The 20608-nt window shown below is 69.1% G+C and carries 21 protein-coding genes; 10 read left to right on the top strand and 11 right to left on the bottom strand.

Going from position 1 to position 20608, the window contains the following annotated elements:
* Positions 1-44 precede the first annotated feature (44 nt).
* Together NOO62_RS03300 and NOO62_RS03305 are read left to right on the top strand one after the other, a co-directional pair.
* On the top strand, positions 45-1856 hold the full coding sequence (locus NOO62_RS03300) for an ABC transporter ATP-binding protein (RefSeq protein ID WP_268769370.1): 1812 nt from the start codon (positions 45-47) through the stop codon (positions 1854-1856).
* Entirely contained in the window at positions 1853-3703 is a 1851-nt protein-coding gene (locus NOO62_RS03305; protein ID WP_268769371.1) for an ABC transporter ATP-binding protein, read from the top strand. The genes NOO62_RS03300 and NOO62_RS03305 overlap by 4 nt, the downstream gene beginning before the upstream one ends.
* A gap of 59 nt (positions 3704-3762) precedes the next feature.
* Here NOO62_RS03305 and NOO62_RS03310 read toward each other — a convergent pair whose 3' ends face one another.
* Positions 3763-4557: a metal-dependent hydrolase gene (locus NOO62_RS03310; RefSeq protein ID WP_268769372.1), complete on the bottom strand. Its 795-nt coding sequence runs from the start codon at positions 4555-4557 to the stop codon at positions 3763-3765.
* A 28-nt stretch (positions 4558-4585) separates the two neighbouring features.
* Between NOO62_RS03310 and NOO62_RS03315 the strand changes: the two genes are divergently transcribed.
* From NOO62_RS03315 to NOO62_RS03325, 3 genes are all read left to right on the top strand, one after another.
* Positions 4586-7192, top strand: a complete 2607-nt coding sequence (locus NOO62_RS03315) for a DEAD/DEAH box helicase (protein ID WP_398967978.1) — start codon at positions 4586-4588, stop codon at positions 7190-7192.
* Between the two features lie 46 nt (positions 7193-7238).
* Positions 7239-8141: an acyl-CoA thioesterase gene (locus tag NOO62_RS03320; RefSeq protein ID WP_268769374.1), complete on the top strand. Its 903-nt coding sequence runs from the start codon at positions 7239-7241 to the stop codon at positions 8139-8141.
* Positions 8142-8324: 183 nt separating this feature from the next.
* The gene (locus NOO62_RS03325) at positions 8325-8789 is read left to right on the top strand and encodes a tetratricopeptide repeat protein (RefSeq protein ID WP_321170552.1); all 465 of its coding nucleotides are present in this window, start codon (positions 8325-8327) and stop codon (positions 8787-8789) included.
* A 36-nt stretch (positions 8790-8825) separates the two neighbouring features.
* On the opposite strand, the gene NOO62_RS03330 is transcribed toward NOO62_RS03325, so the two are convergent.
* Positions 8826-9821: a DUF6397 family protein gene (locus NOO62_RS03330; RefSeq protein ID WP_268769376.1), complete on the bottom strand. Its 996-nt coding sequence runs from the start codon at positions 9819-9821 to the stop codon at positions 8826-8828.
* Positions 9822-9931: 110 nt separating this feature from the next.
* Complete coding sequence (locus tag NOO62_RS03335; RefSeq protein ID WP_268769377.1) at positions 9932-10345, bottom strand: roadblock/LC7 domain-containing protein; 414 nt, start codon at positions 10343-10345, stop codon at positions 9932-9934.
* A gap of 103 nt (positions 10346-10448) precedes the next feature.
* Here NOO62_RS03335 and NOO62_RS03340 point away from each other — a divergent pair, with 103 nt between their 5' ends.
* Complete coding sequence (locus NOO62_RS03340; RefSeq protein ID WP_268769378.1) at positions 10449-10877, top strand: PPOX class F420-dependent oxidoreductase; 429 nt, start codon at positions 10449-10451, stop codon at positions 10875-10877.
* 64 nt (positions 10878-10941) lie between these two features.
* On the opposite strand, the gene NOO62_RS03345 is transcribed toward NOO62_RS03340, so the two are convergent.
* The 5 genes from NOO62_RS03345 to NOO62_RS03365 form a co-directional block, all read right to left on the bottom strand.
* A complete protein-coding gene (locus NOO62_RS03345; RefSeq protein ID WP_268769379.1) occupies positions 10942-11547 on the bottom strand; it encodes a GTP-binding protein in 606 nt (201 codons plus the stop codon).
* Positions 11528-11941: a DUF742 domain-containing protein gene (locus tag NOO62_RS03350; protein ID WP_268769380.1), complete on the bottom strand. Its 414-nt coding sequence runs from the start codon at positions 11939-11941 to the stop codon at positions 11528-11530. Before NOO62_RS03350 ends, NOO62_RS03345 begins: the two co-directional genes overlap by 20 nt.
* An 18-nt stretch (positions 11942-11959) precedes the next feature.
* Positions 11960-12394: a roadblock/LC7 domain-containing protein gene (locus tag NOO62_RS03355; RefSeq protein WP_268769381.1), complete on the bottom strand. Its 435-nt coding sequence runs from the start codon at positions 12392-12394 to the stop codon at positions 11960-11962.
* A complete protein-coding gene (locus NOO62_RS03360; protein ID WP_268769382.1) occupies positions 12391-15036 on the bottom strand; it encodes a nitrate- and nitrite sensing domain-containing protein in 2646 nt (881 codons plus the stop codon). The genes NOO62_RS03355 and NOO62_RS03360 overlap by 4 nt, the downstream gene beginning before the upstream one ends.
* Before the next feature lie 61 nt (positions 15037-15097).
* Positions 15098-15871: an MHYT domain-containing protein gene (locus NOO62_RS03365; RefSeq protein ID WP_268769383.1), complete on the bottom strand. Its 774-nt coding sequence runs from the start codon at positions 15869-15871 to the stop codon at positions 15098-15100.
* A 152-nt stretch (positions 15872-16023) separates the two neighbouring features.
* Here NOO62_RS03365 and NOO62_RS03370 point away from each other — a divergent pair, with 152 nt between their 5' ends.
* Entirely contained in the window at positions 16024-16623 is a 600-nt protein-coding gene (locus tag NOO62_RS03370; RefSeq protein ID WP_268769384.1) for a class I SAM-dependent methyltransferase, read from the top strand.
* Positions 16624-16661: 38 nt separating this feature from the next.
* Here NOO62_RS03370 and NOO62_RS03375 read toward each other — a convergent pair whose 3' ends face one another.
* Positions 16662-17414: an alpha/beta fold hydrolase gene (locus tag NOO62_RS03375; protein WP_268769385.1), complete on the bottom strand. Its 753-nt coding sequence runs from the start codon at positions 17412-17414 to the stop codon at positions 16662-16664.
* A gap of 138 nt (positions 17415-17552) precedes the next feature.
* Here NOO62_RS03375 and NOO62_RS03380 point away from each other — a divergent pair, with 138 nt between their 5' ends.
* Positions 17553-18086 carry a PadR family transcriptional regulator gene (locus NOO62_RS03380; RefSeq protein ID WP_268769386.1) on the top strand — a complete coding sequence of 178 codons (534 nt, stop codon included), beginning with the start codon at positions 17553-17555 and terminating at the stop codon, positions 18084-18086.
* On the opposite strand, the gene NOO62_RS03385 is transcribed toward NOO62_RS03380, so the two are convergent.
* Complete coding sequence (locus NOO62_RS03385; protein WP_268769387.1) at positions 18063-18968, bottom strand: oxygenase MpaB family protein; 906 nt, start codon at positions 18966-18968, stop codon at positions 18063-18065. The two genes, NOO62_RS03380 and NOO62_RS03385, sit on opposite strands and share 24 nt — an antisense overlap.
* Before the next feature lie 101 nt (positions 18969-19069).
* Between NOO62_RS03385 and NOO62_RS03390 the strand changes: the two genes are divergently transcribed.
* Together NOO62_RS03390 and NOO62_RS03395 are read left to right on the top strand one after the other, a co-directional pair.
* Complete coding sequence (locus NOO62_RS03390; RefSeq protein ID WP_268769388.1) at positions 19070-19375, top strand: hypothetical protein; 306 nt, start codon at positions 19070-19072, stop codon at positions 19373-19375.
* A 127-nt stretch (positions 19376-19502) separates the two neighbouring features.
* Positions 19503-20324, top strand: a complete 822-nt coding sequence (locus tag NOO62_RS03395) for a hypothetical protein (RefSeq protein ID WP_268769389.1) — start codon at positions 19503-19505, stop codon at positions 20322-20324.
* Positions 20325-20388: 64 nt separating this feature from the next.
* Here NOO62_RS03395 and NOO62_RS03400 read toward each other — a convergent pair whose 3' ends face one another.
* A complete protein-coding gene (locus tag NOO62_RS03400; protein ID WP_150164367.1) occupies positions 20389-20571 on the bottom strand; it encodes a hypothetical protein in 183 nt (60 codons plus the stop codon).
* Positions 20572-20608 lie beyond the last annotated feature (37 nt).

Consider the following 20608-nt stretch of genomic DNA (forward strand, 5'->3'; position numbering starts at 1 on the left):
GGGTGTCCTGATGCCGCTGGCCCGGGGGTGGTTAAGGTACGACGATGGCTGCATCGTCCACGGATACCGGCGTCCCCGACCGGCGCGGGCCTGCCCGCTACCTCTGGTGGGTGATCGTCAGCCAGCCGCAACGTGTGCTCCTGGGAGCCCTGTTGGGCACGGTCTGGATGGTCTGCCTGACCCTCCCCCCGTACGTCCTGTCGCGCGCCATCGACGACGGTCTGCGAACGGGTGACCGCTCCGCCCTCGTCGGTTGGTGCGCGGCCCTGTTCGGCATCGGACTCCTCAACGCCTGGCTGGCGATCATGCGGCATCGCACCATGACCCGGATCCGGCTCGACGCCTACTTCCGCACCGTGCGTGTCGTGGTCGACCACGCGACCCGGCTCGGCGCTGCCCTGCCGCGCCGGGTCTCGGCCGGTGAGGTCGTCACCATCGGTCACTCCGACGTGGGCGTGATCAGCCAGACCCTGACCGTGACGGGTCCCGGAGTCGGCGCGGTGATCGCCTACTTCGTGGTGGCCGCGCTGCTGTTGTCCGTCTCTCCGCTGCTCGCCGGCGTGGTGCTGGTCGGCGTGCCGCTGCTCGCGGTGCTGATCGGCCCGTTCCTCGGCCGTCTGCAGGGGGCCGAGTCGGCCTACCGGGAGCGTCAGGGCGCACTCGCCGCGATACTCGGCGACCTCGCCGGCGGCCTCCGTGTTCTCAACGGTCTGGGGGGCAAGGCGGTGTTCGCGGCCCGCTACCGCGAGGGTTCGCACCGGCTCCGTGACGAGGGCTACCGGGTCGGGTCGAGCATGAGCTGGATCCAGGCCTTCAGCATCGGCCTGCCCACCCTGTTCCTGGCCGCCGTGACGTGGCTCGCCGCGCGCATGGCCGCTCAGGGCGACATCACCGTGGGCGAGTTGGTCGCCGTCTACGGCTACGTCGCCGTGCTCGTCCTGCCGGTGACGTTCCTCATCGAAGGCAGCTACGACATCGGCCGAGGCCTGGTCGCCGCGCGCAGGGTGGTGGACTTCTTGAACCTGGCGCCCGGGGCATGGAAGGCCTCCGCGCGCGCGGAGCCTGTGCCCGGCCCGAAGGAGCCGTCCGTGCTGCGTGACCCGCTGTCCGATGTAGAGGTCGAACCCGGTCTCCTCACCGCCCTCGTCAGTGCTCGTGCCTCGGACGGCACGGACATCGTCGACCGCCTGGGCCGATTCACTTCTTCCCTTGCCACCTGGGGGTCCGTACGCCTCGACGCCGTCGCCCTGGACGAGGTCCGCACCCGGATCCTGGTGGCGGACAACGAGGCCGACCTCTTCGCCGGTACGTTGCGTGCGGCCCTCTCCGGCCGCTGCGCTCCGGACGAGGAGGCCATCGCCCGCGCGGTCGACGCGGCCATGGCCCGCGACATCGTCCTCGGCCTGCCGGACGGGCTCGATGCCACGCTTGACTCCCAAGGCCGCAACCTGTCCGGCGGCCAGCGTCAGCGTGTCCGACTGGCCCGTGCCCTGCTCGCCGAACCGGAAGTCCTCCTGGCCGTCGAACCCACCTCCGCGGTCGACTCCCACACCGAGGCGAACATGGCGACCCGGCTTCGCACCGCCCGCGCGGGCCGCACGACTCTCGTCACGACCACGTCCCCCCTCGTCCTGGACCAAGCCGATGTCGTCCACTACCTGGTCGGCGGCCGGGTGACCGCGACCGGCAGCCACGCCGACCTCTTCGCCCGGCACCCGGACTACCGACGCTTGGTGTCGCGCGGCACCGGTGAGGGCGCCGAAAACGAAGACCACGAGGCGGAGGAGCAGAACGCGGCAGCACGCCGCACCCGCCCTCACCCTGCTACCGAGCCGACTCACGAGGCCCTCCGATGACGTCGTCCCACCGCGGCCCGGCTGCCGCAACCTTCGCACCCGGCTCCCTGCCCGTGGCCGACCGCCGACAGGTCCGCCGCGCCGCCGTCCACCTCATCCGCCAGGACACCGGCGCGTTCGTCACGATGATCGCTTTCAACGCGCTCGCGGCGGCAGCGGGCCTCACCGGTCCCTGGCTCCTCGGGCGCATCATCAACACGGTCAGGGACGGCGGTGGCGTCGATGCGGTGGACCGTCTCGCCCTCGGCATCCTGGCCGGTGCCCTCGCCCAGCTCCTGCTGGCTCGCCACGCCCGCTACCTCGCCCACCGCTTCGGCGAACGGACCCTCGCCCGTATCCGTGAGCAGTTCGTCGACCGGGCACTCGCGCTGCCCGCCTCGGTCGTGGAGCGAGCTGGTGCCGGCGATCTGACGGCCCGCGGCACCACCGACGTGGCGACCGCCGGACAGATGCTGCGCGACACCGGACCCGATGTGTTCGTCGCGGCGGTGCAGGCGCTGTTCATCCTGACCGCGATCTTCCTTCTCGACCCGCTGCTCGGCGTCTGCGGTGTGCTCGGCCTGACCGGGATCTGGTTCGCCACCCGCTGGTACCTGCGCCGTGCCCGTTCGGCCTACCTCGAGCAGGGCGCGGCACACTCCACACTGGCGGAAGTACTCGCGGCCACCGCTTCCGGAGCCCGCACCGTCGAGGCCCTGCGTCTTCGCGAGCGCCGGGTCGCGGACAGCGAGGCGGAGATCGAGCGGTGCGTCGCCGCCCATGACCGGACGCTGTTCCTGCGCAGCGTCCTGTTCCCTTCCATCGACGTTTCGTACGCCGTCCCTGTTGTCGCCGTGCTGTTCCTCGGCGGCGTGCTGCACCAACAGGGGTCCATGAGTCTCGGCACCGTGGTCGCCGCGGCCCTGTACCTGCAGCAGCTCTCCCAGCCCTTGGACACGATCCTTCAGCAGGTCGAACAGCTCCAGAGCAGCGGCGCCTCCTTCGCGCGCGTCGAAGGCCTGGCCGCCGCCCCCAAGGGGCCTTCCGAACTCTCCGTTACCTTCCCTGCGACATCTGCCGACCCCTCTCCCTCTCCCTCTCCCGAAAGCTCCCCAGACTCCCCCGAGGACGACCGCATCGAGGTGCGGGAGGCGCGCTTCGCTTACGACAGCGGAGCCGATGTCCTGCGTGGAGTCACCCTGTCCGTACACCCCGGCGAGCGCCTCGCGATCGTCGGGCCCTCGGGGGCGGGTAAAAGCACCCTGAGCCGCCTCCTGGCCGGTATCGACACGCCCGCCAGCGGGACGGTGACCGTCGGCGGTGTACCGATCGCCGACCTGCCCCCGAACCGGCTGCGCCGACAGGTCGTCCTGGTCACCCAAGAACACCACGTGTTCCTCGGCACCGTCCGGGACAACCTCCTGATAGCGGCGGAGTCCGCCACGGACGCCGAACTCGGAGCAGCCCTCACCGCGGTCGGCGCCGACTGGTCGGACAGCCTGCCGGACGGTCTCGACACCGAGCTGGGCCCCGGCGGGCACCAGCTGCACGGAGCGCAGGCCCAGCAATTGGCGCTGGCCCGAGTCGTGCTTGCCGACCCGCACACGCTGATCCTCGACGAGGCCACCGCGCTTCTGGACCCGACCACAGCACGCCACACGGAACGAGCTCTGGCCGCGGTCCTCCGGGGGCGCACCGTCATCGCCATCGCCCACCGTCTGCAGACGGCCCACGACGCCGATCGCGTGGCGGTGATGCAGGACGGCCGGGTGACCGAGCTGGGCCCCCACGAGGAGCTCGTCGAGGCCGACGGCGCCTACGCCGCGCTCTGGCACGCCTGGCACGGTGAACAACCAGGCAGGGCGTGATCCGCAGCCGACGCGGCCGTTCTCCGGACGAAAGTGCCCCTGCCAGCAGGGGAGCCCTCTCAGATGAAGTTGAGCGCGGCCGCGCCGCCCACTCCCCCGAGCAGCATGAACACCGGCATCAGCACCTTGAGCTCGATCCAGCTGCCGGCCCGGAACCGCAGCGCCTTCGGCGGCCCGATCGGGTACCAGCGCTTGCGCCCGATGGGGATGGGCCACAGGATCGGGCACCCGGAGACGGTCAGCGCGTCCCCGATGTCGTGCACCAGGGCACCGAGCACGATCGGCAGCCCGAGCCACAGGTACTCCTGGCCGGGCTCGGTGAACAGCCAGTCCGCGCCGTTGCCCGACTTGTCCAGGACGCCCGCGAGGATCCACGCACTCGTCGCGGCCAGCAGCCACACGAGTACGTCGCTGCTCGACCCGCGGGCGGCCCGCCACAGCAGGCCCTCGATGGCGAGCACCATGTGGACGAAGAGGATGCCGAGGACCGCCCAGCGCCCGCCGAAGATCGCCAGGGCCGAGGCGCCCGCTCCGATCAGCACCGCCCACAGCCAGGTGTGCGTCAGCGTACGGTGCCCGCCCGAACGGCGTGGGTCCCCCTGCTTCCGGGTCGCCTTGTAGACGGCGTAGGAAAGCTTGTCGACGATCTCGCACAAGCCCCGGGAGACCGGCCCGAAGGCCCGCGAGATGGTCGCCGACTTGTGGTCCAGGTCGGGCGCGAGCGCCGCTCCGGCGCAGATCAGCGCCCCTACGAGCAGGACCGGCCAGGGCATGGTGTGCCCTGCGGCCGCTGCGGCAGCGCCGACCCCGAGCCAGGCCGCCGCTCCCGACAGTGAGTGTGCCGGTCCCATCATCGCTGTTGCCCGCCCCATTTCCCTTGGTCTGACGCCCCGTCGGCGACACAGCGTAGCGTTCGTGATCTTCGTGCAGACCTCCGGTTCCCTGATCGGGTGGGAAGGAAGGCAAGATGGGGGTGTGACCCTTATCGATCAGCTGCCGCCCGACGCCGACCCCGACGCCCTCTTCGAAGCCTTCTCGTCGTGGGCCGAGGACCAGGGCATCACTCTCTACCCGGCCCAGGAGGAGGCGCTGATCGAGGTGGTCTCCGGAGCCAACGTGATCTTGTCCACGCCCACCGGCTCCGGCAAGAGCCTGGTCGCGGCGGGAGCGCACTTCACAGCGCTCGCCCAGGACAAAGTCACCTTCTACACGGCGCCCATCAAGGCTCTGGTGTCGGAGAAGTTCTTCGACCTGTGCAAACTCTTCGGCACCGAGAACGTCGGCATGCTGACGGGCGACGCGTCCGTCAACTCCGACGCTCCCGTCATCTGCTGCACGGCCGAGGTCCTCGCCTCGATCGCGTTGCGGGACGGCAAGGACGCCGACATCGGCCAGGTCGTGATGGACGAGTTCCATTTCTACGCCGAGCAGGACCGCGGCTGGGCCTGGCAGATCCCACTGCTCGAACTTCCGCAGGCGCAGTTCATCCTCATGTCGGCGACGCTCGGCGACGTCTCGATGTTCGAGAAGGACCTGACGCGCCGCACGGGCCGACCCACCTCGGTCGTGCGGTCGGCGACGCGCCCGGTGCCGCTCTCCTACGAGTACCGTCTGACGCCGATCACCGAAACGATCACTGAGCTCCTGGAGACCAAGCAGGCGCCGGTCTACATCGTCCACTTCACCCAGGCCCAGGCGGTCGAGCGCGCACAGTCGCTCATGAGCATCAACATGTGCACGCGCGAGGAGAAGGACAAGATCGCCGACCTGATCGGCAGCTTCCGCTTCACCACCAAGTTCGGCCGCAACCTCTCGCGCTACGTGCGGCACGGGATCGGCGTGCACCACGCGGGCATGCTGCCCAAGTACCGCCGCCTGGTGGAGAAGCTCGCGCAGGCGGGTCTCCTCAAGGTCATCTGCGGCACCGACACCCTGGGCGTCGGCGTCAACGTTCCGATCCGCACCGTGCTGTTCACCGCGCTCACCAAGTACGACGGAAACCGTGTCCGCACGCTTCGCGCGCGGGAGTTCCACCAGATCGCCGGGCGCGCCGGGCGTGCGGGCTTCGACACGGCGGGCTTCGTGGTGGCACAGGCGCCCGAGCACGTCATCGAGAACGAAAAGGCGCTGGCGAAGGCCGGCGACGACGCGAAGAAGCGCCGCAAGGTGGTCCGCAAGAAGGCGCCCGAGGGCTTCGTCGCCTGGTCCGAGAGCACCTTCGAGAAGCTCATCGCTTCCGAGCCGGAGCCGCTGACGTCCCGCTTCCGGGTCACGCACACCATGCTGCTGTCCGTGATCGCCCGACCGGGCAACGCCTTCAAAGCGATGCGTCATCTCCTCGAGGACAACCACGAGCCGCGCAAGCAGCAGCTCCGGCACATCCGTCGGGCCATCGCGATCTACCGCTCCCTGCTCGACGGCGGTGTCGTGGAGAAGCTCGACGAGCCGGACTCCACGGGCCGCATCGTGCGCCTGACCGTTGACTTGCAGCAGGACTTCGCGCTCAACCAGCCGTTGTCGACGTTCGCTCTCGCCGCCTTCGAGATCCTGGACCCCGAGTCCCCCTCGTACGCTCTCGACATGGTGTCCGTCGTCGAGTCCACCCTTGACGACCCGCGTCAGATCCTCGCGGCCCAGCAGAACAAGGCGCGGGGCGAAGCCGTGGCGCTGATGAAGGCGGACGGCGTCGAGTACGAGGACCGCATGGAACGGCTCCAGGACATCACGTACCCCAAGCCCCTGGAGGAGCTGCTCTTCCACGCGTACGACACGTACCGCACGAGTCACCCGTGGGTCGGCGACCACCCGCTGTCCCCGAAGTCGGTCATCCGCGACATGTACGAACGGGCGCTGTCCTTCACGGAGTTCACCTCCTTCTACGAGCTCGCTCGCACGGAGGGCATTGTGCTGCGCTACCTCGCGAGCGCGTACAAGGCCTTGGAGCACACCATCCCGGACGACCTGAAGTCCGAGGATCTCGAAGACCTGATCGCCTGGCTCGGCGAGATGGTCCGGCAGGTCGACTCCAGCCTCCTCGACGAGTGGGAGCAGCTCGCCAACCCCGAGGTCATGACGGCCGAGGAGGCGCAGGAGAAGGCGGACCAGGTCAGGCCGGTCACGGCCAACGCCCGCGCCTTCCGCGTCCTGGTGCGCAACGCGCTGTTCCGCAGGGTCGAGCTGGCCGCCCTCGACCACGTCGAGGAGCTGGGTGAGCTGGACGCCGAGTCCGGGTGGGACGCTGACGCCTGGGGCGAGGCCATGGACAAGTACTGGGACGAGTACGAAGATCTCGGCACCGGTCCCGACGCCCGTGGCCCGAAGCTGTTGCTCATCGAGGAGGATCCCGAGCACGGTCTGTGGCGCGTCCGCCAGACGTTCGCCGATCCGAACGGCGACCATGACTGGGGCATCAGCGCGGAGGTCGATCTCGCCGCTTCCGACGAGGAGGGCCTCGCCGTCATCCGGGTCACGGACGTCGGTCAGCTCTGAGGGCCCCGAGGATCCGCGTGTCCCGGACAGGAGTCGAGGAACTGCCATGAACAATCCCGCCGACAAGTTGGTCGACCTGCTGGACCTGGAGCAGATCGAGGTCAACATCTTCCGGGGCCGCAGCCCGAACGAGTCCCTGCAGCGCGTGTTCGGCGGGCAGGTCGCCGGCCAGGCACTGGTGGCCGCGGGGCGCACCACCGAGGGTGACCGCCCCGTGCACTCCCTGCACGCGTACTTCCTGCGCCCGGGTCGCCCGGGCGTGCCCATCGTGTACCAGGTCGAGCGAGTCAGGGACGGGCGCTCCTTCACCACGCGCCGCGTCACCGCTGTCCAGCAGGGCCGCACCATCTTCAACCTCACCGCCTCCTTCCATCAGCCCGAACAGGGCGCCTTCGAACACCAGCTGCCGCCGCGCCTGACGGCTCCCTCTCCGGAGTCGCTGCCGACGGTCGCCGAGGAGATCAAGGAGCACCTCGGCGCGCTCCCCGAGCAGTTGGAGCGCATGGCCCGACGCCAGCCCTTCGACATCCGCTATGTCGACCGGCTGCGCTGGACCGCCGAGGAGATCAAGGACGCCGAGCCGCGCAGCGCGGTGTGGATGCGCGCCGTGGGACCGCTGGGCGACGATCCGCTCGTGCACACCTGCGCGCTCACCTACGCGAGCGACATGACGCTCCTCGACGCGGTCCGCATCCCGGTCGAGCCGCTCTGGGGGCCCCGCGGCTTCGACATGGCGTCACTCGACCACGCCATGTGGTTCCACCGGCCCTTCCGCGCCGACGAGTGGTTCCTCTACGACCAGGAGTCCCCCATCGTCACGGGGGGCCGCGGCCTCGCCCGGGGTCGTATCTACGACACTGAGGGGCGCCTCCTGGTGTCGGTGGTGCAGGAGGGCCTGTTCCGTCCGTACGGGGAGCGCCACATGGACAGCCCGACAACTGGCGCCTGACCGGCGGGTGGCCTGCGCAGACAAGGAGCGGGGGGATGCGCCGCGCATCGGTGCCTCCGTTCGGGCTAGGTTCTGGACACGATCACGGGTCCGGGCATGACAGGGCTGCGAAGACTGTGTGAGGGGGGCGGGGAATTGAGTGGGCATTCGGTCGCGGACAGGGATCGCCTTTTGTCGGAGGCCATGCGGCTTCGCGAGACGGGGCGGCGCGAGGAGGCCAGAGAGCGACTCGTCGCTCTCTCATCCGCCTTGCCCCTGGACGCGGAGGTCGCGTACCAGGCTGCGTGGGTCCACGACACGCTGGGCCTGGAGGCCGAGGCGGTGCCGTACTACGAGCGCGCGCTCAGCGGATCGGCCTTGGCAGAGGACGACCGCCGCGGAGCCCTTCTGGGTTTGGGAAGTACTTACCGCATCCTCGGGCGCCACGAGGAAGCCGTCACCACCCTCAGCGAAGGGGCAGCCGAGTTCCCCGATGACAACGGCCTCAAGACGTTCCTGGCCATGGCCCTGTACAACATCGGTCGAACGCATGACGCCATGCAGCTGCTTCTGACCCTGCTCGTCACCACGACCGGAGACCGGGAGCTCGCGGCCTACCGTCCCGCCATCGAGGAGTACGCCAAGGACCTGGACGCGACGATGGGATGACACCGTCGCGAAAGGGACCCGGACGGCCCACGCTGCCTAGGATTTTCGGCGGCCGAACCACTTCATCAGGCTCCGCGGCTCCTGCACCCCTGCCGAACTCGAGGACAGAGGCACGCTCATCACCGTGCCGGTGGTCTTGGCTGTAGCTGTGACTGCGGCCTTGGTAGCACCTGGCGCCGTCCATTCCGTGGCGTGGGTGCTCGGTGCATGGTCGGCTCGCGGTACCGGTCGTGGTGCGGGGCGCTGCGCGCGAGCCTGGACGAGCCCGATCAGGAGACTGGAACGCAGCCACCGGATCTCGTCGGGGTCGTCCGCCGTGGTGATCCTCTCCACGATGCGTCCCCCCGGAGACTCCGGTCCCCCATGGCTGCTGCGTGGCACGGGCTTGAGCCGGTTGATGTAGGCGCGTTCATAGGGGTCCCTGACGATCTCCGCGATCTGTACCGGGTCGAGCAGCGAAGCCATGACTGCCACCCGCTCCCACGCGTCATCCGACTGGCGGAGCAGGAATCCGGCGTGCCGCCCCCGCCAGTTGCGTGCCCGCAGGTCCTGACCGTCTTCGAGCCGCCCTCGCAGCGTCTCGGGCAGCCGGCCCTTGAGGAGTGCGGTGTTCAGTTCGGAAGCGGTGAAGTGTCGTAGCTCCTCGGCGAGATAGAGCCAAACGACAGTCCGGTACCGATTCAGATAGAACTTCACCGGCGTCAGGAAGCCTGCGCGGGCAAGGCGGGTGAAGCGCGCCGTGGTGATCTGCATGAGCTCGGCGCCCTCCGTGGTCCCCACGGCTCTGACCCCCTCGCGCAATGCTTCGAGACAGCCCTCGCCCCCACGCACACGGTCGATCTCCTCACGGGTGACGCGGCGCTGCTCGCCCGGCGTCTCCCCGACCGTACGGACCGTACGGATGCGCCCGAGCATGACGGCCAAGTCGAACTCTCCGCGCTTCAGCCCCAGTTCCCTGGCTGCCCAGCTCGGCGTGACGGCCGGCCGGACGGTCACTTCACCGGCTTGTTGCGTGATGGTGTCACCGGTCATCGTGGTTCTCCCCCGTGCGGTGTGATTGCTCTCGGGAAAAACCGTAGACCGAATCCCACGATTCTCGCTGGGCCTGTGGATAACCCTTGACGTGACAGCGTCAGCGCAGGTCAGATGTCTACGACCGGGGGGCGCTCCGGCTGCCGGGCGTCCACGCTGAGGTGCTCGCCGACCCGGTTCACGAGCAGCGTCATCTCGTACGCGACCTGACCGATGTCCGCCTCTGCCGAGCTGAGGACGCACAGGCAGCTGCCGTCGCCGGCAGCGGTGACGAAGAGCACCGCGTCGTCGAACTCGATCATCGTCTGCCGGACGTTTCCGGCATGGAAGTGGCGGCCCGACCCCTTGGCGAGGCTGTGCAGTCCCGACGAGACCGCAGCCAAGTGTTCGGCGTCCTCCCGCTTCAGGTCCGAACTGGCCGCGGTCACCAAGCCGTCGTTGGACAGCACCAACGCGTGTCGTACGTGCTCCACCCGCTGCGTCAGGTCGTCCAGCAGCCAGCCGAGCCCCATGCTCTGCCCCATGTTCCCGTCTCCCCGTGTCCGTTCCGCGTCGAATCCCCTTGGCTGGAGGATCTGACCTGCCAGCCTTCCCCACGACCGGCGCCCCGGCAAGCATGATGAGGACATGGCACAGAAGATGACCGATGACCAATGGCGGGCCTTCGTCTCGCACGGCACTCGCACCGGCAAGCTCTCGACCGTCCGGGCCGACGGCGGCCCGCACATCGCACCGATCTGGTTCCTTCTCGACGGGGACGACCTCGTCTTCAACACCGGGAAGGAAACCGTCAAGGGTCGCAACCTCGCGAGGGACGGGCGGATGGCGCTGTGCGTCGACGACGATCAGCCACCGTTTGCCTTCGTCGTCCTGCAGGGGCGCGCGGAGCTGAGCGAGGACATCGCCGAGGTCCAGCACTGGGCGGGACGGCTCGGCGCCCGCTACATGGGTGAGGACCGCGCCGAGGAGTTCGCCCAGCGCAACGGCGTTCCGGGAGAACTCCTGGTCCGCGTACGCATCGACAAAGTGCTGGCGTACGCCGGGGTCTCCGACTGACGCATCCGGCTCACGGGGTTCGCCCCGGTACAGCTGACGTGCTCACTGCCGGTGCACCCAGGACTCATCCGACGGAGTCGAGCAGCCGCGCGGTATGAACCCGCCCGGCGTACTCGACCAGCCGTATCAGCACCTCCTTCCCCGAATCGCGATCCCGGGCGTCACACAGCACCACGGGCGTCCCGCGGTCGAGGTCCAAGGCTCGTGACACTTCGTGCGCACCGTACGTACGTGTATTCGCGAAGCAGTTGACTGCCACGACGAACGGAATGCGACGGTGCTCGAAGTAGTCCACGGCGGGGAAGCAGTCCTCGAGCCGCCGGGTGTCCGCGAGGACCACGGCACCAAGGGCACCTTGTGACAACTCATCCCACAGGAACCAGAACCGGTCCTGGCCGGGAGTGCCGAACAGGTACAGCGACAGGCCGGATCGGATGGTGATGCGGCCGAAGTCCATGGCCACAGTCGTCGTGGTCTTCCGGTCGACTCCGTCGGTGTCGTCCACCGACTGGCCCAGTTCACTCAGCAGTTCCTCGGTGCGCAGCGGGCGGATCTCGCTGACCGCGCCCACCAAGGTGGTCTTCCCCACCCCGAAACCGCCCGCGACCAGAATCTTCAGCGCCAGGGCCGTCGTGTCGGTGCCCATGGTGTCAGAGTGCTCGGAGCCCATCGATCACCTCTCGGAGGATCTTTTCATCGGGAAGCTGTGCGGGTGGCACAGGTCGGCTGACCCTGACGCAGCCCATCTCCAGCAGGTCGCCCAGCAGCACCCTGACCACGCCGACTGGCAGGTCCGCGCCCGCGGCGAGCTCGGCGACGGACTGCGTCTCGGCGTGGCACAGTTCGATGAGCGCCCGGTGTTCAGGCCCGAGTGCCGTGCTGTCACCGGGCCCTGGAGCGCTGTCGTCCAGCGTCACCAGGGCGATCAGATCGAAACGGACTCCACGTGGTCCCGGGCTGGTCCGTCCGCCCGTCATCGCGTACGGCCGGACGAGAGGGCCGGCTTCGTTGTCGTACCACTGGCTACCCGGCTGCTCCGGGACGTCGCTCGTGTCCTCGATCATGGGTACCACCACTCCCGGTCATCCGGCGGCCGGTGGCTGTTCGGTGAAGCGCGCCGGAGTGTAGAGGTGCTCGCCCACGCGTTTGACCATGCGAGCCATCTCGTACGCCACCAGGCCGATGTCCGCCGTCACCACGGTGAGCACGGCAAGACAGGAGCCGTCGCCCGCGGCTGCCACGAACAGGAACGCGTCATCCATCTCGACCATGGTCTGGCGCACTCCGCCCGCGCCGAAGTGTCGACCCGCGCCCTTGGCGAGGCTGTGGAAGCCCGAGGCGACGGCAGCGAGGTGCTCGGCATCCTCTCGGGTGAGGGCGGTCGACGCACCGACCGGGAGCCCGTCGTTGGACAGCACCACGGCGTGCCGCACCTCGCCGACTCGTAGCACCAAGTCGTCGAGCAGCCAGTCGAGTTCTCCGGCCCGACCGGTGGGGATGCTCTGGTCCTGGATCATGCGGGATCTCCTTCGCTGCGATCACTGGCCGGTACGGGCCCCGAAGGCGTGGGAACCGAACCGCCGATGCCCGGTGGCCGACCGCCTCCGCGTGCCCAGCCATTGCGGTAGGCGGTCATGCGATCGCGTACCTCTTCAGGGTTGCGCTCGTCTCTCCCGACGTCTGTCGCGTCGCCACGACTGTTTACGGGGTGCGGTTCGCGCAGTTGGGGTGCGAGGCTCGCCTGGCGTACACGGCGCGGTAGTTCACTCGACGTGTCCTGTGCTGCGTTTGTCGCGTCGGGGCCGGCGACGTCGAGCGCATCCGCATGAGAGGGCGGGGTGCCCGGCGTTTCGCTTGCGTCCCGGGCGTGGTGCAAGCGCAACGTGGTGACCCCGGGCGGCGACGGGGTCTCGACCGCGGCGGCCAGGACGGGTCGGGAGGGCGTGGCCGGGACGGAGTTGGCGTTCATGTCGTGGCCTGTTGCGTCGTGCACGCGTGCGTGCTCCTTGTCGAGGTCAGCCCCGGCTCCGGCCCCGCGCGCCATCCGGCGGGCCTCCGAACGAGGCTGCGGGCTTTCCGCCGTGCCGCTGTGCAGGAGTACGGTCGGCAGCAGCACGACCGCTGTGGTCCCTCCGTAGGGGGAGGTGCGCAGGTGCACTTTGATGTCGTGGTGTGCCGCGAGCCTGCTGACCACGAACAGGCCGAGTTGGTCGCTGTCGAACAGGTCGAGCGCCTCGGAATGCTCGATACGACGGTTGGCTTCCTGGAGCGTCTCCTTGCCCATGCCCAGCCCTCGGTCCTCGATCTCCAGGGCATAGCCGTTGCCCACGGGTTCGCCGCTGACGCGCACCTTGGTGTGCGGGGGCGAGAACTGGGCGGCGTTCTCGACGAGCTCGGCCAGAAGGTGGGTGAGGTCGGCCACCGCGGTCCCAAGGACCGAGGTCGCTGGGAGTTGTCGTACCTCCACGCGCGCGTAGTCCTCGACTTCGGAGACAGCGGCGCGCACGACGTTCGTCAAGGAGACGGGCATCCGCCAGGCTCGGCCGGGCGCGGCTCCAGAGAGGATGATCAGGCTTTCCGCGTGGCGTCTCATCCTGGTGGTCAGGTGATCCAGTCGGAAGAGGTCACTGAGCTCGTTGGGGTCGTCGGCCCTGCGCTCCATGGTGTCGAGCAGGTTCAGTTGGCGGTGGACGAGCACCTGGGTCCTGCGGGCCAGATTGACGAATACTCCGGAGATGCCGCTTGCGAGCTCCGCGCGCTCGATCGCGGCGTGCAGGGCCGCTCTGTGGACGGTGTCGAGCGCTTCGGCGACCTGGCCGATCTCATCCTCCGCCGGTGGCCCCGGGGGTGCCTCCGCGCGCGTCTCGATCTCTTCGCCTGCCCGCAGCCGCCGCATGGCCTGCGGGAGTTTGCGTCGTGCGATCTGCAGGGCTCCGTTGCGGAGGCTCACCAACTCGACCACGAGTCCTCGCCCGATGCGTACGGAGACGACGAGTGAGGCGGCGACGGCGACCAGTCCGAGCAGGACCGCGGCGCCCGCTGGGGTGAGCACGCCATGGGTCAGAGGGTCGGAACGATCTGCGGCGCTACGATCCGCCTTCTCCTCGATCGCATGGAGCTCGTCCCGCACTGTCGCGTAGGCCTCGTCCCACGTCTTCGCCGGAGCCGCGGCGAGTGCGTTGCGGCCGGGCGCGGCCACCAGGACCTTGTCCTCGGCTGCCCGAACGTTCCCGTACGCCGTGGCCCCCTCCAGTCCGCGCCACGCCGCGCGCTCAGGGCCGCGCAGGTCCGCGACCGCTGTTTCGGTCAGGGTCCGGCGGGTGTCGACGGCTCCGGTGAACAGTCGGAGCCGCTCTCCTTCCAGAGCGCCGGCTTTCCGAGCCGCAGCGAGCACGGCGTCCTCACGGGCCAGCATCTCCCCCGCCCTGGAGAATTCGAGCAGCACGCGCGCGTGGGAGCCCTGCGTGCTGTCCTGCATGCCGGTGAGGGCTCCACCCACCGCAAAGGCCTGGGAGATGGTCCGCGTGTACTGGCCGTACGTCACATCCCAGCCCGTGCGTCGGCCCAACACGTCCACCCGCAGTGCCGGGAGACCTTCGGCTCCGGTCACGAAGGCCTTCAGGCGGGCGGCCACCCCTTCGGGGAAGCCAGCTCCGTCAGCCACGGTCCGTTGATCGCCGAGACGCAGTTCGGCCACCGCGCGGTCGGTCCTTTCGGCCCGGCGTTCCAGCACACCCCTGCGGTCGGCTCCGGGGTCGACCGCGTAGCGTACGGCGGCGACGCGTTCGGCCTGGAGCGCGGTGACAGCTGCCTCGACCGGGCCACGTACGTCGGTGTCGGCGCGCTGCACCTGCCGCAAGCGAGCCACATCCTGCGCGGTACTGACGGTCGCGTACCCCCACAGGGCGAGCAGTGAGACGACGGGCACCATCAGCAGACACACGATCTTGGCCCGGACGGTACGGGGACGCAGCCACGACCAGCCCGCGGGCGTGGACGCCCTGTGCGTCGAGGGCTCCACGAATTGGTCTTCTGCGTCCGGGCGTTCGTCGGCGGGCGGTCCTGCGTGGGCGCGGCGGCCGCGCGTCGGCTGCCCAGGAGGCCAGGGGTGAGGTGCCGCGTCCGCGGCTGGATCGGGGGTGCTTCCGGTGGTCTCCATGGCCTCCTCGCTCGGTTGGGTGGGGTGGGGTGCGGTGTCCCGGCCGTCCCCGGATGCATCTTCAGGAGGCGACACCGTCAACCGGTCGCTGGGCCGACACGGAGGCCTCGCGCTCGCCCTTGGTCGGGGACAGAGCGACGAAGGCCGAGGTGAGGAACAGGTAGGACCCGAGGCCGACGGCGACGGGAAAGATGAACTGCATCGTGGTGGCCCCGGGCAGGGCGGCTTCGGAGGGGGCCACCCGCACGCTGACCGCGAGCATTCCGGTGTAGTGCATGCTCGTCACCGCACCGCCCATGACCAGAGAAGCCACGGCGACCGCGAGCGGGGACTTGATGTTGAGACCGGCCCACAGAGCGGCGGTTGCCGCGACAACGGCGATGACCACGGAGAGCCCGACCATGACAGGGTCGTACCGGACATCGCCGTGCAGACGCAGGGCCGCCATGCCGAGGTAGTGCATGCTGGCGACGCCGAGCCCCGTAGTGAGTCCACCCAGCGCGAGGGCGCGCCCTCGATCGCGGCCGTATCCCACGGCGAAAACTCCGGCGCCGACGACGGCCATCGCGACCAGAAGGCTCAGGAAGGTCAGGAGCACGTTGTAGTGAATCTCCGTGCCGGTGACACCGAACCCGAGCATGGCGACGAAATGCATCGTCCAGATGCCGGTTCCGATGGCGGAAGCGGCGGTGATGAGCCAGTTCCGCCGCGACCTGCCCGTGGCATCGAGGGCGCGGACGGTACAGCACAGCCCGAGAGCGGCGCCGATACTGGCCAGCGCGTACGACAGCACGGGGGTCAGCCAGCCGAAGGTGGCGTGGTCCAGGTGTCCCATGGCCCCGGGACGGTAGTCCGAGGGCGGGCGCACAACGGGGGCGCATTTCGAAAGCTGCTGGAATGTGACAGAGAGACGGCCCTGAACGATCGCGTCACGCTCGAACGAGTGCACCCAACGGGCGTGCGGCACTATGCGGGATCATGGGTCGTATGAGCGACGACCACACGCAGGTCCAAGAGTTCTTCACGGCCCGCGCGGCCGACTGGGACACACGCTTTCCCGACGACGGGCCCGCCTACCGAGCCGCCGTTGCCGAACTCGCCTTGAGCCCCGGCTCCGCCGTGCTCGACGCCGGGTGCGGTACGGGACGCGCGCTGACGGCACTCAGGGACGCCGTAGGGCCCTCGGGCGTGGTGCTGGGCGCCGATCTGACGCCGGCCATGTTGGAAGCCGCCACGCGGGCGGGCAGGGACCTTGCCGGGCAACTCCTGCTCGCCGACGTGACGCGTCTGCCGGTGCGCACGCAGTCGCTGGACGCCGTGTTCGGCGCCGGGCTGATCTCCCATCTGGCTGACCCCGCCGAGAACCTCCGGGAGTTGCGGCGGGCCGTCCGCCCCGGAGGGCTGCTGGCCCTCTTTCACCCCATCGGCAGGGCAGCGCTCGCGGCACGTCAGGGGCGGCAGATCACTCCGGACGACCTACGGGCGGAGGCCAACCTGGGACCGCTGCTCGCAGACTCCGGCTGGCTCATGACTTCGTACGTCGACGAAGATGCCCGCTTCCTCGCCCTGGCCGTACGCCGGGACTGAACCCGACCCCAGGCAGCGAGCAGTCAAGGTCGGTCGGGTCATGATCCGGCGATCGCGGCGACGAAAGCGTCCGCGTTGTCGAACATGACGTTGTGCCCCGCTCCCGGCACAGTCACCACGCGCACTCCTGCTGCCGTCAGTTCATCGTGCCCGGCGAGCTCGCCGCTCGCATCGCCCTGCATGTAGACGCGGTCGACCGGCAGTTCCATGAGCATCCGGCGCATCGTCGGGCGGGTGCCTGCGACGAGTCCGGTCGCGGTCCGGTGGAGTGCCAGGGGATCCGCGAGGCGCATGGTGGCCGCCCAGGTGGGGCCGACCTTCTCCAGTACGCGCGCGTAGCCGCCCGCGATGAAGTCCTCCTCCGTGTACGTGGCGATGCCGCTGCTGCCTGCCGTGGCGGGAGGGTGCGGATCGAGGTTGGCCTCTGTGAGGACCAGTCTGGTCACCAGCTCGGGGCGCCTGTGTGCGAGCACGATGGCCACGGAACCGCCCATGCTGTGCGCGACGATTTCCGCCCCGACGACCTGAGCCTCGTCGAGGGCGGCGGCCAGCGCGTCTGCGTGATCCTCCAGGGCATAGGCGAAGTCGGCGGGTCGGTCGCTGAGGCCGTGCCCTGGCAGGTCCACGAACAGGGAGCGCCTGCCCGCCAGTTCGGGCCTGGCGGCTATGTGCGCGTGGTAGACCGTGGACGCCGCGCCGAGGCCATGGACATAGACCCGCGCCGGGTTCGCCCCGTCCACCTCGGTCCACCGCACCCGGCTGCCCTGCCCGTCGAACTGGGCCTCCCGCATCGCCGCACCCCCGCTTCCTTCGTCGTGTCATTCACACGGCCCACTGTGAGTGGACTCCAGAGACCATGCATCGGCAACGATGTATTACGTAGAAGAGGTACAGCGGTGGGATAGGTGCGATGGGGCAGAATGCCTTCCATGCTCGAACTGGCCATCCTCGGATTCCTCTACGACGCCGCCCTGCACGGCTACGAACTGCGCAAGCGCATCACCGCGCTGACAGGGCACGTGCGCCCCGTGGCAGAGAGCACGCTCTATCCCGCCATCAAGAGGCTGGAGAAGGCTGGACTGCTGGCCAGGGAGACCCAGCCCGGTGCCACGGCCGCACCGCGCCACGTCCTGAGGCTCACTCCGGTCGGCAGACAGGAGCTGCACAAGCGGCTCGCGGACCCAGCACGGGGGGACATCACCGACGAGAACCGCTGGTTCACGCTTCTCGCCTTCCTGCGCCACCTCGACGACGCGCAAGCGCAAGCAGAGGTACTGCGGCGGCGCCTCACCTTCCTGGAGGAGCCGGCAAGCTTCTTCTACGACGGGGACCGGCCCCTGCCTGCCGAGGAGCTTGATGATCCCTTCCGGCGCGGAATCCTCACGATCGCCCGCGCGACGAGCCGGGCAGAACTCGCCTGGCTGCGCGACACCTTGGCGTCACTCGACGGGAGCGCTCGCTGACGTTCCCTTGTGCGACACCGGGCAGCCGCGCACGCCCGGCACGGGGAAGGAGCCCAGCTCGGCAACCTCGTACCCGTCGGGGTAGCCCTTGATCTCCCGGTTCTGACGCGCGTAATGCGGTGCCCTGCGTGGCGGCATGAGGCGAACGGCACGCCCTCGCAGTCGCACCGCACCACGAACCAGCGAGCGGGTGACCGCGTCCGGCTCTTCGTAGCGGAACGCCCGCAGCAAGGACTCGTCCAGCAGCGCGATGGTCGCCTTGCGCAGCATGGGCGCCAGAGGGCTCGGATACCACGAGGCCATCAGGTCCAGAGTCGCGTCGGAGACGCTACGACCGCCTTGCTCCCAGCCGAAGTTCGCCTCCTCGTACTCATCGAGGAAGTTCTCGAACTCTTCGTAGGAGCCAGGGATCTCCTTGATGCCCATGTGCTGCCCAAGGGTGCGGTAGTACATGGCGGCTGCGACCCTCTCGTGACGCGAGAGCCTGCGCCAGCCGTAGGTGTCGATCCACCGCCCCGGCACCACCACGAACGTGCACAGCACGTATCGCATGTCGTCGTTGCTGATGTCGTAGCTGCGGTGCATCTGGTTGATGCGGCGGATGGCGGTGCGGCCCTCGTCACTGACGAAGCCGTGTTCCACGACGGTGTCGAGCAGGAGAGCCGTGTCGTCGTACCTCTTCTGCGTACGGCCCGTCAGCTCTGCTGTCTGTGCGAGCAGCCGGCCGATGCTGGGCACCGCATACGTGCGATAGAGGGCGAGTTCGAGTGCGCGCGTGTAGTCCCAGGGAAACTCGAATGTCGTGGTGAGGCGGTAGATCTCGAGGTAGTCCCGCTCCGGGTCCAGGCGCCTGATCTGCGCGAGCCGCTCGAAACGCTTCACCGCGCGGTCCCCCTTCTGTCACCGGAGCACTAACTCTACGTTGACGTGGGGCAGATGCAGGGAACAACGGTGGTGGCACACACCGGGGGAAGGTAGACCACATGTTTGACGCACTCCGCAAATTCTGGCGGGCCGACAAGCCACCACAGGCCGGGAACGGGACTTCACGCGGCCACCACAAACACGAGCGCCCGCACAACCTCTTCGAAGCAGCCGCCGTATACGTCGCGGCATGCGCCGAGGACGATCAGGCCGCGATGGATGAAGCGACGGGATGGGTCTCCCCGGAGGCACTGTCCTTCGGCGTCAACGAGCTCGCGTGCCGCGCCGTCATAGCCCTGGCGCGCGAACGCGACGAGTCACCACGAGACGTGGCTCGTTTGCTCCTTGGCCTCCCCGCCGCTTGAGCCACTTCCCTCCCGTGCCCGTCCCGCGGGGCTGGCCCCCGGTGATTTTCCTGGTCATCCACCCCTCGACGATCTCTGGGGCCAGTGGTTAGGGTGCGCCGACGGACGAAGCGATGGGGAGGCTGGCATGGCCGGGACGGACGACGCTGTCGCCGCCGACGACGACGCGCTGTACGTACTGACGGCGGTACTCCTGACGCCCGCCAAGTTCCCCAGCGTGCTGGGCGACGACTATCCGGAGGCCTGCGCGACGCTGGACCTGCCGCCGCTGGCCGACGGTTACGGGCTGGTGCTCGGCCAGGACGGCGCGGGTGCACGCTGGACGGTCGTTGTCGACGATGTGTCGCTCGTGGCCGTGGCGATCGCCTCGTGGGACTGCGGTATGGAGTACGACCTCTCCCCCGATGAACGCACCGTGGTCACCGCACTGCCCGGCTGGCCACTGGCGGTCGCCGTGGCGGCTCCCGGAATCCCAGCTCCACACGACCCTGAACCCGATCCCGACGCAGAGCAACCCCCGCTGGCACCACCGGAGGCCGGCGACTGGGGCCCGGCACAGCGGCGGCTGGGTGCGGACGAGATAGCGCTGCAATGGGCGGCCTGGCGGGCGCAGGTCGACGACAGTGACTTCGAGACAGCCGGGGCCGCAAAGGGCCCCTCGGCGGATGCCGAAGCGACACCTCTGACCGGTGTCAGGCGCGTCCTGGCTGAGGCCCGTGCCTACGTGGACACGCCGCCGCCCCTCGGCCGGGTGCGGTCGGCTTTCGCGTCGGGGGACGCGCGCACGCTGCGGGCCGACGGTCCTGGCTGGTCACTGGTCGCCAGGACCGACGACATCGCCTTCGTGCTCTTGGACGACGAGCCGGGAGAGGTACTGCCGGTGGGTCGTGGCCCCGAGCTTCCCGCACTGCTGGAGGCGCTCGACAAGATGGCGGTGCGTCCGTCCTGAGTCGGCAAGCGGTATACCGGTGTCATTCACCTGCCGGACCACCACCGGCCGGAGCAAGTGGACCTCAGTGGCCTATCTCCTTGCGCGTGACGCGACGCAGACGGCGCCGCTGGCCGGAGTCGAGCGTGAGATAGGCCGCCGCGGGGACTCCGAGCACGATCAGAAGCGCGGCCCACCACGGCAACCAGATCAACAGGATGATCCCGGCCGCCACACCACCTGCGGCGATCTTCGCCTTCTTCGACATGTGCGTCGCCTCCTTCGCGGCGTGTGCCGCTCTCTGT

It is taken from the genome of Streptomyces sp. Je 1-369, from assembly GCF_026810505.1.
Classification (GTDB): domain Bacteria; phylum Actinomycetota; class Actinomycetes; order Streptomycetales; family Streptomycetaceae; genus Streptomyces.